The 14,432-nt window shown below is 56.8% G+C and carries 15 protein-coding genes and 1 pseudogene; all 16 read right to left on the bottom strand.

Features of this window, described 5'->3' with window-relative positions:
• Positions 1-35 precede the first annotated feature (35 nt).
• Entirely contained in the window at positions 36-536 is a 501-nt protein-coding gene (eutK, locus tag D9736_RS00290) for an ethanolamine utilization microcompartment protein EutK (protein ID WP_130207402.1), read from the bottom strand.
• A gap of 12 nt (positions 537-548) precedes the next feature.
• Positions 549-1,208, bottom strand: a complete 660-nt coding sequence (gene eutL, locus D9736_RS00285; protein WP_001111027.1) for an ethanolamine utilization microcompartment protein EutL — start codon at positions 1,206-1,208, stop codon at positions 549-551.
• A gap of 9 nt (positions 1,209-1,217) precedes the next feature.
• Entirely contained in the window at positions 1,218-2,105 is an 888-nt protein-coding gene (gene eutC, locus D9736_RS00280; protein WP_130257419.1) for an ethanolamine ammonia-lyase subunit beta, read from the bottom strand.
• Between the two features lie 20 nt (positions 2,106-2,125).
• Complete coding sequence (eutB, locus tag D9736_RS00275) at positions 2,126-3,487, bottom strand: ethanolamine ammonia-lyase subunit alpha (RefSeq protein WP_130257418.1); 1,362 nt, start codon at positions 3,485-3,487, stop codon at positions 2,126-2,128.
• A gap of 11 nt (positions 3,488-3,498) precedes the next feature.
• Entirely contained in the window at positions 3,499-4,902 is a 1,404-nt protein-coding gene (gene eutA / locus D9736_RS00270; RefSeq protein WP_130257417.1) for an ethanolamine ammonia-lyase reactivating factor EutA, read from the bottom strand.
• On the bottom strand, positions 4,899-6,125 hold the full coding sequence (eutH, locus tag D9736_RS00265) for an ethanolamine utilization protein EutH (protein ID WP_130257416.1): 1,227 nt from the start codon (positions 6,123-6,125) through the stop codon (positions 4,899-4,901). The genes eutA and eutH overlap by 4 nt, the downstream gene beginning before the upstream one ends.
• 516 nt (positions 6,126-6,641) lie before the next feature.
• A pseudogene (gene eutG / locus D9736_RS00260) lies at positions 6,642-7,855 on the bottom strand (ethanolamine utilization ethanol dehydrogenase EutG).
• The gene (gene eutJ / locus D9736_RS00255; RefSeq protein ID WP_130257415.1) at positions 7,845-8,681 is read right to left on the bottom strand and encodes an ethanolamine utilization protein EutJ; all 837 of its coding nucleotides are present in this window, start codon (positions 8,679-8,681) and stop codon (positions 7,845-7,847) included. The pseudogene eutG and the gene eutJ overlap by 11 nt, the downstream one beginning before the upstream one ends.
• A 10-nt stretch (positions 8,682-8,691) precedes the next feature.
• Complete coding sequence (locus D9736_RS00250; RefSeq protein ID WP_130216818.1) at positions 8,692-10,095, bottom strand: aldehyde dehydrogenase family protein; 1,404 nt, start codon at positions 10,093-10,095, stop codon at positions 8,692-8,694.
• A gap of 11 nt (positions 10,096-10,106) precedes the next feature.
• Positions 10,107-10,394, bottom strand: a complete 288-nt coding sequence (gene eutN / locus D9736_RS00245) for an ethanolamine utilization microcompartment protein EutN (protein WP_000762196.1) — start codon at positions 10,392-10,394, stop codon at positions 10,107-10,109.
• Positions 10,395-10,500: 106 nt separating this feature from the next.
• Complete coding sequence (eutM, locus tag D9736_RS00240; protein WP_000387713.1) at positions 10,501-10,794, bottom strand: ethanolamine utilization microcompartment protein EutM; 294 nt, start codon at positions 10,792-10,794, stop codon at positions 10,501-10,503.
• A gap of 38 nt (positions 10,795-10,832) precedes the next feature.
• Positions 10,833-11,849, bottom strand: coding sequence for a phosphate acetyltransferase (gene pta / locus D9736_RS00235; protein ID WP_130257414.1), 1,017 nt, complete (start codon positions 11,847-11,849; stop codon positions 10,833-10,835).
• The gene (gene eutT / locus D9736_RS00230) at positions 11,846-12,649 is read right to left on the bottom strand and encodes an ethanolamine utilization cob(I)yrinic acid a,c-diamide adenosyltransferase EutT (RefSeq protein ID WP_130257413.1); all 804 of its coding nucleotides are present in this window, start codon (positions 12,647-12,649) and stop codon (positions 11,846-11,848) included. Before eutT ends, pta begins: the two co-directional genes overlap by 4 nt.
• Positions 12,646-13,347: an ethanolamine utilization acetate kinase EutQ gene (gene eutQ / locus D9736_RS00225; protein ID WP_130257412.1), complete on the bottom strand. Its 702-nt coding sequence runs from the start codon at positions 13,345-13,347 to the stop codon at positions 12,646-12,648. Before eutQ ends, eutT begins: the two co-directional genes overlap by 4 nt.
• Positions 13,322-13,801 (bottom strand): ethanolamine utilization acetate kinase EutP, encoded by a 480-nt coding sequence (gene eutP, locus D9736_RS00220; protein WP_000820758.1) that lies wholly within the window; start codon positions 13,799-13,801, stop codon positions 13,322-13,324. The genes eutQ and eutP overlap by 26 nt, the downstream gene beginning before the upstream one ends.
• A gap of 12 nt (positions 13,802-13,813) precedes the next feature.
• Positions 13,814-14,149: an ethanolamine utilization microcompartment protein EutS gene (eutS, locus tag D9736_RS00215; protein WP_000356956.1), complete on the bottom strand. Its 336-nt coding sequence runs from the start codon at positions 14,147-14,149 to the stop codon at positions 13,814-13,816.
• Between the last annotated feature and the right edge of the window lie 283 nt (positions 14,150-14,432).

Raw genomic sequence — 14,432 nt, 5'->3', positions numbered from 1 at the left:
CCGGGTGTTATATGACACCCGGCACCTCCGACAGATTAATGGGGCTTGAGACGATAACGACTACTGCGTTTACGTAACGTCCCGGCAGAAAAGAGCTGTTCGAGCGCATTTCTGGCTTTTTCCAACGGCCAGCCAAAGTGGGCAGCCACTTCTCCTGCCGTCATTCCCTGACGTACTGATGTTAACAGCGCCAACAACTCGTCAGCAGATTCCGCAACGATAGCTGGCACGCAGGGTTCCTTTACAGCTTGCTTTGGCTGGCGGTTAAAGCCAGTAACCAGCCACTGGGTGTCATCGTCTGGCCGACCGATCTCCTTGCGGCTGATGACGCGCCCGGTACGCATCGCAGCAGCACAACCTGCATCCAGCGCCGCACGACACGCCGCCAGATCGCCTTCCACCACCAGCGTCAACCTACCTGGGTCAAGTACTTCATGACTGAGCAGGCGCACGTTGGCCGCTTTCAGCATCGCATCCGCCGCATCGATTGCGGCGACCATGCCGTCCACTTCCAGCAATCCCAGTGCATTGATCATCGGCAACCTCCGTTACGCACGCTGGATTGGATTCCGCGCGATTTCCAGCACTGCATCGGTAAAGGCATTACAGGCCGCTTTACACGCCGCCTGGCTTCCCGTTAAGAATGCGGCGGAATAGTTGGTTTCTGACGGCGGCGGGACATAAGTCACCAGCTGTACGTCGGCAGATTTTAACGCTGCATCAATGCCATAAGTCGCTTCCAGCGGCGGCGCCACCAGATACGCCATCGGATCGCCAAGCGTAATACCCGCAGTGGAAGAGAGATAAGAGCCAGTACGCGAAACCACATGTGCAAGGAATGCCGTATCTTGCGCATCGTTGGCCCACTGGAAGGCCGCACCGTTTTCAATATGCGCAACCATTGCATCCAGACCAGCACGCACTTCCGCCGGGTTTGGTCCGCCCAGCATAATCAGCACTTCACCGGCAGTCGGTGACGGGCCGTGTGCTGCTCCCGCATACAGCGAGCGGCCATACACCACTTCCACCATCGCCTGTTTGGTCGCTTCATCAGCCGCAATGTAGGTGACGTCATCGGAGTCGGCGGAAATCAGCCCAAGGCTACGAATATGCGGCGGCAATTTCAGCTCACGCGCAAAATCGGCGTTAACGGAGGCAATCACCCGCATGGCGGTAACCGACGGTCGAATCAAATCTAAAGCTGGCATGATGCCTCCTTATCGGGTCATGTTGATGCCGGATGCTTTCTGCTCCAGCATACGTTTCGCCAAATCCACAATAACTGCTGCGGCTTCAACTGGCGGCGTGCCGCCCTGGTGAATGTTAGAGATACAGGTGCGATCGGCCTCAACGGTGGTCGCCATACGCGGTGAGTAAACGGCGTAGCAGGAAAGGCTTTCTGACTGCCCTAACCCCGGGCGTTCGCCCACCAGCAGAATCACCACTTTCGCGCCAAGAAGTTCGCCAATCTGATCTTCAATCTTCACGCGACCGTAACGCACAAAGAACGGCGTGCCGACTTTCAAACCAGCCTGTTTCAGGCCCGCCATCAGCGGCGGTAGGATCTCTTCGTAGTTCACGGTGATGGCATCAGTTGACAGGCCATCAGAAATAACGACCTGTACGTCCGGATTAGCAACACACTGTGCTTTCAGCGCTTCAACAGCTTCTGCACACAGGCGGCGGCCCATATCCGGGCGAGTCAGGTAGAGATTTTTGTCGCTAATTTCGGAGCGTACTTCCAGCAAGCCCTGCGCTTTCACCCACTCTTCCGGCACTTCTTTCAGTACGGTGTCTTTCGAACGAGAGTGATCGGCCAGGAAACGCAGCAGCGCCTGGGTACGCGGACGCGGACCCGCACGACCGGTACAAACGCGGGCCACGGTGCTGCGACGCAGTTCTGTTAATACGTCTGCGCGATGCGGGTTTTCAACACCAATCCACGCTTTTGCTTCAGTGGAACCTAAATCCAGCGCGCAGCTTTCAGAGGTCACGGGTGTCGCACAGGTGGTGGTGGCGCACTTTGCTTCTGACGGCGCGGGGGCCGCTTGTCCCATTGACGCCATCACGCTGCGTACAATTTCTTCAATCTGTTTTTGATCCATGATGTGTTATCTCCGCGTCATCAGAATAACAGTGACGGATCGCCCGCCCGTTTGGTCAGGCGACCGTTTGCCATAATGCCCATGTTTTCCAGCCAGCGTTCAAACTCCGGTGACGGGCGCAGGTTGAGTAACTGACGCACAGTGGCGGTGTCGTGGAAGGCCGTGGTCTGGTAGTTGAGCATGATGTCATCGCCCAGCGGCATCCCCATGATGTAGTTGCAGCCTGCGGTGGCGAGCAGGATCATCAGGTTTTCGTTGAGGTTCTGGTCAGCGTCAGCGTGGTTGGTGTAGCAGCAGTCACAGCCCATAGAGATGCCGCTCAGCTTGCCCATAAAGTGATCTTCTAAGCCCGCGCGGATAATCTGGCGGTCGTTGTAGAGATACTCCGGCCCAATAAAACCGACCACGGTGTTGACGATAAACGGATCGTAATGACGCGCCAGCCCATAGTTACGCGCTTCCATCGTCACCTGGTCTGCGCCGAAGTTAGCGCCAGCGGACAGCGCCGAACCTTGCCCGGTTTCGAAGTAGAGGCAGTTTTCCCCGGCGATACGGTTGAACTCCGCGCCCACTGCGCGCGCTTCGTCGAGCATCGCCAGTTCCACGCCAAACTCTTTCAGCCCTTTTTCGCTGCCGCAGATACTCTGGAAGATCAGCCCGCCAGGCGCGCCGCGACGAATTGCTTCAATCTGGGTGGTGACGTGCGCCAGCACGCAGCCCTGGGTCGGAATGTTGTATTTGTCGATCACGCCATAGATGGTGTCCAACACGCGGCTTAAATTTTCCACGTCGTCCGTTACCGGGTTGACGCCGATCACCGCATCACCTACCCCGAAGGAAAGCCCTTCGTAGATTTGCGCGGCGATACTTTGCACGTCGTCACGGGTATCGTTCGGCTGCAAACGGGCGCTAAAGGTGCCAGGAATACCGATGGTGGTATTGGCCTTTTTGATAACCGGCATTTTCTTCGCGCCATAGATCAGGTCCGCGTTGGAGCAAATCTTCGCTACCGCCGCCACCACTTCCGAGGTCAGCCCTTTGCGGGTAAAGGCAATGTCATCAACGCTGGTTTCGTCGCTCAGCACATACTCACGCAGCTCGCTGATGCTCCAGTTTTTAATCTGGTTGTAGGCCGTTTCGTTGACGTCGTCCTGAATCAGCCGCGTGACGCAGTCATCTTCATAGGCAATCGCCGGATTATTGCGGATGTCCGCTACGGTCATTTCCGACAACACCTGCTTTGCCGCCACGCGCTCCTGTGAGCTTGCCGCTGCAACGCCCGCCAGCACATCCCCCGAACGCAGTTCGTTGGCTTTAGCCAGCACCTCTTTTACATCCTTAAACTGATATACATTGCCGAACAATGTGGTCTTTAGTTTCATAAGTCGTTCCCTCAGGAAGGAAATGCGAGTGATTTCACCGTCACCGGCACAACCGATCCGCCAAAAAGAGGCGTACCAATGTCGATATAGTCCCCCGCGCGGACAATCACTTCGTCAATGACTGCCAACGGGAGTTGTTGTAGCTGTGGGCGCAACAACATGCCCAGAGCTTTACCAAAGTCCTGCCCGGCCACCACCAGCAGGGGATGCGGATTCGGAAAACGCGCGACGAAATCGACCAGCGCGTTGATGACCGTCAGTACCGCGGCGTAACGCACAGGCAGCGAGGCGGGAAGCGCCAGCACGTACGCATCAGTTTTGGGGCAAAGATCCAGCTGAATCAGCGCCTGTTGCCAGGCACTCACCAGATCCGTTTCATCAATTGGGATCGCCACCGGCAAATTGCGCAGCGGCAGTTGTACGCCCTCCAGCCAGATTGTGCTGCCAGAGAGCGAAAGGGTATGTGCGCCCGCGCCAATCACCGTGGCGCGCACGGTTTGCGCCGGAAACTGCACGTTCATCTCACGCAGGCGCGGATGGTCATGCAGCGCCGTTGCCAGAAACGGGCCGATATCGGCAAAAAAGAACGGATCGGCGGGCTGGTGGCGATAACATTCACCCACGCCGCCAGAAAGCGTAATGATTTCGGGCGTAACGCCTGCGGGCAGTAAACCGGTTTGCATCAATGCCTGCGCGAGCGGCGAGAGCGTTCCGTCAATCACTTCGACAATCAGTTCTGCCATCCGCCGGGTAACCTGCACCAGCTGCGCGCCGGTCAGCGAACGGGCGTCGGTGCCTGCACCGAAGCACTCATCCACAATCATCTGCCCCGGTTTATGAGCGTAAACCACGCGCCCCTGGCTGTCGGTTTCCAGCAGGCGACCGCCAACGTTCAGGCAGGCAGTCCCGCTGATTTTTCCGGCTTCGAACAGGGCGTAGTTAGCCGTGCCGCCGCCGATGTCGATATTCAGTACCCGACACAGCCGTTGTTCTGAAAGGGTTTGCGCCCCGGCTCCGTGACCCGCAATGACGGATTCCAGATGCGGCCCGGCGCTGGCGACCACAAAATCGCCCAGCGACTGGGAGAGCGTCATCACCGCCGGGCGCGCATTGCGGGTTTTCGCGCTTTCGCCAGTAATGATGATGGCCCCGGAATCAACGCTTTCCGGCGCAATGCCCGCAGCCTGATATTGTTCGAGGATTAAGGTTTTCAGTTCCGCTTCTTTTAAACCGCCCTGTTTATCGACAGGGGTAAAGAACACTGGGCTTTGCCAGCTAATTTCGCGTTTGATAAATTCGTAGCGCGGCACCTGCGACACCGCCGCACGGTTAACCAGCTCCAGGTGGGAGAAAATCACCTGGGTGGTGGTGGTGCCGATATCGATACCGACGCTCAGTAGCTGGCGAATGTTCACGATTGTGCCTCCACTTCGGCTTTAGCCGCAGTCGCGTTTTCTTTTGGCACCAGCATCATCGCCACGCCAATCGCCGTGACGCCGCCGATCAACTTGCCGACAATCATCGGGAAGATCATGGCGTTCATGTTGGCCGCGGCGAAGCCTAAGTGGTCGCCCAGAGCGAAGGCTGCGGAAACGGCGAAGGCGCAGTTGATGACTTTGCCGCGGGTATCCATCTGCTTCATCATGCCAAACATCGGGATGTTGTTGGCAAGCGTTGCCACCATGCCGGCTGCCGCGATGTTGTTCATATTCAGCACTTTACCGACGCTCATCAGCGGTTTTTCAAACCAGCGGGTCAGCAACAGCACCATCGGATATGCCCCTAACAACACGCAGGAGATAGAACCGATAACTTCAATGGCGCGCATCACCTCACCTGGTTTATCGCCAGGGGCCATGAAGATCGGATCAAGGCCCGGGATCAGTTCCCAGCCAAGCAGGAATTTCACCACCGCGGCAGCAAGACCGAGGGTGATCAATGCGACGAGGAATTTGGCGAAGATCTGGAAGCCGTTGATCATTTTTTCCGGGATGAATTTCAGCCCCAGCGCCACCAGTACCGCGACGATAAGTACCGGGATCATGTTCATCAGGATTAGCGCAAAGGTGAATTCCACCGGCTGACCGTTGATTTGCACGCCGGAATACATAGCCACCAGACCACCAGCGATACAGCCAATCGGAATGGTCACAATGCCCGCCAGCACGCCGAGCGCCAGATAACGACGGTCAGAAGGTTCGATAATGCCGAGCGCCACCGGAATGGAAAACACAATCGTTGGCCCCATCATCGACCCGAGAATTAACCCAGAGTATAGCCACGCTGCTACGTCGCCGCCCGCCAGCTCTTTGGCGAGGAAGAAGCCGCCCATATCGCACGCCAGCAGCGTTCCGGCGAACATTGACGGGTTTGCGCCGAGCATTTCGTAAACCGGGATAATCACCGGCCCGAGTACGTGGGCCAGTACCGGTGCCAGCGCGGTCATACCGACCATCGCCAGGCCCAGTGCGCCCATTGCCATAAAACCTTCTTCGAACTGGCCGCCCGATCCTTCGATACTTTTACCGAACTTACCGAGGAAACGAGCAGAACCGCCGAACTGCGACAGGATCCTGTCTACGGCAGCTATCAGCATAAAGAACATCATGATGTACATGATGATTTCGTTAATTCCCATCGCCTTTACTCCCTGTTAGTTGTTATTTATTGGCGGATGCGGCGTGAACGCTTTATCCGCCCTACATGTGCAATCCCGTAGGCCGGATAAGACGCGACAAGCGTCGCATCCGGCACTTGCACCGCGCCACTGGCGGATGCGGCGTGAACGCCTTATCCGCCCTACATGTGCAATTCCCCAGGCCGGATAAGACGCGACAAGCGTCGCATCCGGCACTTGCACCGCGCCATTGCCGGATACGGCGTAAACGCCTTATCCGCCCTACATGTGCAATCCCCCAGGCCGGATAAGACGCGGCAAGCGTCGCATCCGGCACTTGCACCGCGCCATTGGCGGATGCGGCGTGAACGCCTTATCCGCCCTACATGTGCAATCCTGTAGGCCGGATAAGACGCGGCAAGCGTCGCATCCGGCAATTACACCGCGCCATTGGCGGATGCGGCGTAAACGCCTTATCCGCCCTACATGTGCAATTCCCCAGGCCGGATAAGACGCGACAAGCGTCGCATCCGGCATTTATTGCGCCGCTGCGTACAGGCCGACAATCTGCTCCAGGCTGGCGGTACGCGGGTTGCTGCGCAGACAAATATCTTCCTGCGCGGCCTGCGCCCATGCACCGTAATGCCCGGTTGTTGCCCCCACATCAGCCAGCCGGTTGTTGCCCCCACATCAGCCAGCCGCTTGTTGATCCCAACTTCCGCTATCAGCTCACTTACCGCATTAATAGCGTCACGATCGTCGGATTTTTTAGTTCGCAGCGCCCGACCAACCTGGCTAAAGCGTTCACGACAAACCATCCGGTTGAACTCCATCACAGTTGGCAGCAATATGGCGTTCGCCAGACCGTGCGGAATATGCAGCGCCGCCCCTGGCTGATGCGCCATCGCGTGGCATAACCCAAGACCCGCACTGGAAAACGCCATTCCCGCCATGCACGAGGCGAGCAACATGCTCTCGCGGGCGGCAAGGTCGTGACCGTAGCCCACCGCTTTCGGCAGAGATTTGCCAATCATCGCAATAGCGCCAATCGCCAGGCTGTCAGTAAACGGTGTAGCGTTCAGCGCGCTATACGCCTCAATGGCATGAGTTAACGCGTCGATACCGGTCATCGCCGTCACATGCGACGGCACGCCTTCGGTCAGCGCGGCGTCGAGGATCGCCACATCCGGCATCAGCGAGGCATGTGCTAACACCTGCTTACGCCCGCTCACCGCGTCGATAATCACCGTTACGTTGGTGGTTTCAGAGCCGGTTCCGGCGGTCGTTGGCATGGTAATCAGCGGCAAGCGTGGTTGCAGAACGCTGGTTTCTGACATCTCTGCCAGCGTGCTCGCGGGGTTCGTCACCAACAGCGCCACGGCTTTCGCCGCATCCAGCACCGAGCCGCCGCCAAACGCGATCACCCCATCACAGCCTGATTCACGCAACTGCGCCACGGCAGCACACACGTCGGTGATGCACGGTTCGCCCACCGGACATGGCCAGAGCGTCATGGCGATGCCTTTAACGGCCAGGCTACGCGTCAGCCCGGCGGTCATCCCTGCCTGATGCAAAAAGCTGTCTGCCATCACGAACAGATGTTTCAGCCCACGCATTTGCGCTTGCTGCCCGCAACTGCTCACCGCGCCCAGACCGCAGAGTGTGACAGGCGGGACGCTAAATATTTTTACCCGTTGCAGATTCAGGGTATCGAACGCCTGAAAGAGCGCGGTTTGCAATTCATTTTGCATAGATCCCTTCCGCTTTCTCTCGCCCACTACTGGCGATCGCCAGCGGGGTCATAAACAAACTGTGCTGCGGTAGATGCACCTGTAACGCCGGGAATTGTTTGCGAAACAGTTCCGCCACGCCCGGTTGCATACAGGAGCCGCCCGCCAGCCATAAATCAGTAATGCCCTGCCCTTCAATATGCCGGGCGACAATGTCCGCCATTTTTTCGTACACCGGTTTCACCGCGGGCCAAATCTCTTCACCATGTCCGCGCTTGTACTGCTCTGCCTCTTCCACCGAAATACGGCGATTTCCGGCGAGAGTCAGAGAGATGTGATGTCCGCCGGTGGCTTCATCCGCCGAGTACGTCACTTTGCCTTGCTTAACGATGGCAATGCCGGTAGTGCCGCCGCCGATATCCACTACTCCTGCGTTATCCAGTTGCAGCAGATCCGCGACTGCGGTTGGCTCATCTAGCACATGGCTCACTTCCAGCCCGGCGGATTCCAGCACGTTGATGGATATACGCGGGTCCGTACCAGGAGGAAATGAGGTCGCCGCATGGCTAAAACGGCGACCGAATTGCTGCTCAAGCGTGTCGAGATGGCGACGAACAATGGTGACAGCGCCGAAGAAATCCCAGACGATGCCGTCGCGGACCACATCGGCCCAGTCGAGGCATACCGCCATCGGCTGACCGTCACGGTCGACAACCATCGACACCACATCGCAGGTGCCCAGATCCACCCCCAGCCACAGCGGAGATTCCGTCGCGGCAGGCGTCTGGTTACACAGCGTTGCCGCCGTTTGCAGACGTGGGGTGAGCCATTGTTCGTCGTGCGCCATCGGTTACTCCTTAAACAATGCGAAACGCATCGACTAATACACAGCGACGCAGACGGACAAACGTCCGCGCGCTGGTTACCCCTTCACCGGTTGGCGTGGTGATGGTCATGGTGGTCCAGCCTTCCCCGCCCAGCCCCAGCCCGGCAATGCACGGTCCGTTCTTAACGAAAATGCTGGTATCAATGGCGTTCGCCATCTGGTTCATGTTCTCAATATTGCGCGAGTGCATTGCCGCCGTGTGGTGGCAACCGCCTTCCAGTTTCACCGCCAGCGCAATGGCATCCGCCACGTTGGCGACGCGCACGACGGGCAGCACCGGCATCATCAGTTCGGTCACCGCAAACGGATGTTCTGCGGTGGTTTCTACAAACAGCAATCGCGTTTGTTCCGGAACTTTAAGGCCGATTGCCGCCGCGATTTTCGCCGCATCGCGACCTACCCAGTCACGGCTGACAGTACCTTTTCCGCGCTCGTCGATATTTTTCAGCAACACCGGTTGCAGCTGCTGCGCCTGCTCTGCGGTCAGTTTCACCGCGTGCTGGCCTTCCATCAGACGCATCAGTTCATCGGCTACGCTATCAACAACAATCAGCACCTTTTCATCGGCACAGATGATGTTGTTATCGAAAGAAGCGCCTTTGACGATGGACTGAGCGGCACGGGCTAGGTCGGCAGTTTCATCCACCACCACTGGCGGGTTACCGGCACCTGCGGCAATCAGGCGTTTATTGGTGTGTTTGCGCGCCGCTTCCACTACCGCTTCGCCGCCCGTCACCACCAGCAGGCCGATGCCCGGAAACTTGAACAAGCGTTGCGCGGTTTCGATATCCGGATTGGCCACGGTAACCAGTAAGTTTTCCGGCCCGCCTGCGGCAACAATCGCCTGGTTGAGCAGCGTAATCGCCCGCTGGGAGACTTTTTTCGCCGCCGGATGCGGGGCAAAAATGACGCTGTTGCCCGCGGCAATCAGGCTGATGGCGTTGTTAATTACGGTTGCCGCCGGGTTAGTGGAAGGCGTCACCGAAGCCACCACGCCCCAGGGCGCGTTTTCAATTAAGGTCAGGCCGTTGTCGCCCGTCAGCACCTGCGGAGAGAGACACTCAACGCCTGGTGTGCCGCGCGCCTGGGCGACGTTTTTGGCAAATTTATCTTCGACGCGACCCATGCCGGTTTCACTGACGGCAAGTTCCGCTAAATCTCTGGCGTGTTTTTCGCCTGCTTCACGAATGGCTGTTATCGCCAACTGGCGCATTGCCACGCTCTTTAACCCTTGCTGGGCAATTTTGGCTGCCGCAACGGCGTCATCCAGGGAAGCGAAAACGCCCATCTCATGAACGGCGGCGGGCGGCGTGTCACTGCTTTGCATTTTCAGCAGTACCGCTTTCACCACCTGTTCAATATCCTGTTGATTCATGATGTTCTGCCTTATTTGTGGAAAATAACCTGACCGCCAGACACCACCTCATCGACGATGCCAATCACGCACAGATCGACCGGTGACGTTTCGCTTTTATGCGCCTGGCGGGCGGAACTGCCACTCACCAGCAACACCCACTCCCCGGTTCCCGCGCCAATATTGTCGATGGCGACAGCACATTGCCCGTCAGGATTACCTTGTGGATCAATCATTTCCACCATCAGCAATTTGTCATGCGCCAGTCCGTGATGGCGTACGGTACAAACAATTTGTCCAGTGACGACTGCCAGTTTCATACCCGCCTCCGTGGCGTATTTCAGGTAAAAGCTCCCCCTACCCTCCGCGGAAGGTAAAATGAAAAAGGAGAGTGCGTGACGCCCGAATCGACGTCACACAGGGTGATTACAGGTTGCTGCTATCGCCTTTCAGGCCGATCGGGAAGACTTCTTCCAGGTCGCCGTGCGGACGCGGGATAACGTGTACGGATACCAGCTCGCCAATACGCTGTGCCGCTGCGGCACCGGCATCGGTCGCGGCTTTACAGGCTGCAACATCACCGCGAACCATCGCAGTACACAGGCCGCCGCCAATCTGCTTCACGCCGACCAGCTTGACGCGCGCAGCTTTCACCATCGCGTCAGAAGCCTCAATCAGTGCAACCAGGCCCCGGGTTTCGATCATTCCTAATGCTTCCATTGTGTTTTCCTCTTTATAGGGGTCCAGAACGGGACCGTTCATTCAACCAGTGTTTGTAAACTGCTTTCGCGGTTCACTTCTGTCTGACGCGGTACGGCTGCCACCAGCGCCAGCTCGATAATTTCCTGCACGCTACAACCACGAGAGAGATCGTGCATCGGCGCGGCAAGTCCTTGTATCAATGGCCCGACGGCACGATATCCGCCAAGCCGTTGTGCGATTTTGTAGCCAATATTTCCGGCTTCCAGCGACGGAAAAACCATCACATTGGCTTTGCCCTGTAGCGGGCTGGCAGGCGCTTTTTGCGCCGCGACATCCGGCACGAAGGCGGCGTCAAACTGTAATTCTCCATCCACCACCAGCTGCGGTGCGCGTTCACGGACGATGTCTGTCGCCTGCTGCACGTTGGCAACGCAGGGGTGACGGGCGCTACCGTTGCTGGAAAACGACAGCATCGCCACGCGCGGCTCTTCTCCGGTGATGGCCTGCCAGGTTTCGGCGCTGGCAAGCGCGATATCCGCCAGTTGTGCCGCCGTCGGCTGCGGCACCACGCTGCAATCGGCAAAGCCCAACGCCGGACCGCTGTACTGTGGCAGCATCAGGAAAATGGATGAGAGCGTTTTACAGCCCGGCTGCAAACCGATAATGCGTAATCCGGCACGCAGCACATTTGCCGTGGAAGAGAGATTGCCCGCGATACAGACATCAGCTTTATCAGCGCTGACCATTGCGGCGGCGAACATCAGCGGATCGGTGAGTTTTTCCAGCGCATCCGGCGGCGTTTTTTCACCCGCACGGGCCAGCCAGCGACGGGCAAATTCCTCCCGCATTGCGAGGTTGCCATGCGGATCTATCACCTGTAGCCCATCCATCGCCACGCCGTGACTGAGCGCAAACTGGCGAAGTTCAAACGGATTGGCGACCAGAATGGGCGTCGCCAGACCTTGTTGATGCAGGTACTGCGCGGCTTTCAGTACGCGTTGGTCTAACGCATCCGGAAAAACCACTCTGGCGGGCGCTCGCAACGCCAGTTCACGACAACGTTCAATAATCATTGCGTTTCCCCCAGTCGTTGTTGGATCTGCTTCACCGTTAGCGGCTGCTTCGTTACGCTCAGGATCATCATCACGTAAACCGTGCTCGAAAGGCGGTTCAGCGCCTGCAAGATGTCCGGGCGTAATACTTCAAAACTGCGGGTGATAAACACCTGCGCCGCTACGGTTTCGGTTTCACGCACTTTGGTGCGTAGCAGATTCAGCAACGCCGCATCGCGCCCGTGGCTGGCTTCCGGCACCAGATGATCGTGGTCGAGATAGCGCAGCGGCTGGTGAGAAAGCCGATGCAGATCTTCGTCAGAAAGCCCGACAATCGCCTGGCAGCCCAGCGGTTCCCCCAGCGCATCGGCGCGCATAATGTTGCCAAGACGCGAACGGATGTCGGCCAGCCACGGCTGCCACGGTTCCGCCAGTTCAATTTGCAGCCACACTGTCAGCGCAATGGTGCTATCGAGAACAGCGCGAAAAGCCAGGCGCGGATCGCTTTTGGCAACTATTTTTTCCGCCGACAGATGAGTCAGCGTATCCGGCTTTTTTGCCACCGGCTGGCGGCACAGTTCGCAGCACGCCTGCGGATGTTCATCGCTACTGGTCAGCCCGTGAACGGGCTGCGGCTGCTGCTGTTCATCATCAACAAACAGGCTACCCTGCTCGTCAATAAACTTGATGCGCAGATGGCGGCTTTCCAGCAACTCCCGGGCAGAGGGCGTCAGGCGACTGTCCGCAGGGAGATGGATCTCTGCGCCTTCGCTGAGCGTATGGTTCGCTCTTAGCCATGCTTCGGTGATGAAATCTTTCATAGGGATTGCCAGTTAGCCGGCCAGGCGACATACAGGAATTTCACGCTGGATGTCGTACCAAATTCGATGCTGGATCCTTTCGGGATAAACATCACGTCGCCCGCTTTGGCGATCATGGTTTCGCCTTCGTGGCGAACATGCAGTTCCCCTTCCAGTACCATGTCGATTTCGTCGTAGTTCAGGGTCCACGGGAAGAAGGCGTTGTCCCACTGCATGAAACCAGCGGCCATACTGCTGCCGTCGTCTCCGGTCACAAGATCAGTTAAGCCCACGCAGTGCGGTTCAGCGCCATCGAAACGACCAAACTTGACGCTGCTGCCATCAATCACTTTGATGCCGCCTTTGCCGGTCACCGATTTGAAGCTCGGCTGCATCGCCCCCTGCTCCAGTGACTGTTTTTCCTTCATCACTTTTTCCATCAGCTGCGCGACCAGGCTTTCGGTAAACAGGCCTTCCGGCAGCTGGGCAATGATGGTTTCGCGGATGCGCTGGCTTTCGGTTTTATCGGCTGATGCACTGGCGGGAACGGATGCCGTTACAGGCGTCGATTCATCGCACTCGGTGATGGTAAAACCCAGTAGATCCGCTACTTCGCGCGCTTCAGGGGTAATAATGCTGGCGCGCAGAACCACGGACATTGCCTGTTCGCCGCGCGCGTGTGCTTCACGAATATCATTCGCTGTGATGAGTTTTTTCACCTGCTTCCTCCTGTTCGGTGAGAGATGCCAGATAATCCACCAGTTGCTGCACGCTTTGCGGGTCATGGTTGTTTAGCGCGAAAATTGGCTCTTCAAAGCCAGTCTCAAGCAATAACTGTCGCGTTGCGGTGACGTCAGCATCCGGCATGTCCGTTTTACTGATGACGGCGATTTGCCGTTTACTGGCGCCAATATCCAGCAGCCCGGCAGGTAATCGGCTTTCTGGATCATTTGCGCCGTGGACATATATCAGCATGTCCACATCCTGTAGCGTGGTTATTAAGGCGTGATACCAACGGGGATGGCTAAAATATTCACCCGGAGTATCAATATCGCCATTATCATTAAATTCCACGGCCTGTGTTTTTCTGGCGAGGGTATAATCTCCCTGCAACGCATTAAATAACGTTGTTTTTCCTGCCCCGACGCTACCCACAAACGCAATTCGCTTCATGAATGCCTCGTATTAACTTTTGGTCATTTCACACAGCGTATAATTTAATAAACGCCCTAAACCGCTGACGGTTTGTGATAACGCTTCTTCGACTGCGCCCACCGAGCCATAAATCACCAATGCGCCGCTGAAGCGGTCGAGAAAACCGATGTGTACATCGGCAGCTTTTAATGCTAAATCACCGGCAATCATCGCTGTTTCTCCGGGAGTTAGCGTCATAATGCCAATTGCGCCAGCATCCGGAACGCCGATTTTCTTCGCCAGTTCTTCACCCGGATGCGCAATCAGATGCGCCAGCGTGACCTGTTTCCCGGGTACAAATTCCTGAATGATGCGTTCTTTGTCCATGAGTCGCCGCCTGTAAAAAACGTGCGTGTATCGTGACAATTTTTCGTCAGAGTAAATAACAAAATTCGGCAAACGCGTTTAAAAGGTGAGGTAGATCACTAAGAATGGAGAGATATTTACCGTGATAGATAAACTTTCATATGCAGAGCATGAATAAATATAAAGATATTGCTTTATTTTATGTCGGGTAATTTATTTGCTATTAGTAAAAGCAGTAAGACGTATTAATAATATAAAAATCGCTTACCCCGAATTACTCAGGGTAAGCGTGATAGTTAAGGAA

It is taken from the genome of Escherichia sp. E10V10 (assembly GCF_004211985.1).
Classification (GTDB): Bacteria; Pseudomonadota; Gammaproteobacteria; order Enterobacterales; family Enterobacteriaceae; genus Escherichia.
This window is presented reverse-complemented; position numbering and strand designations above follow the sequence as displayed.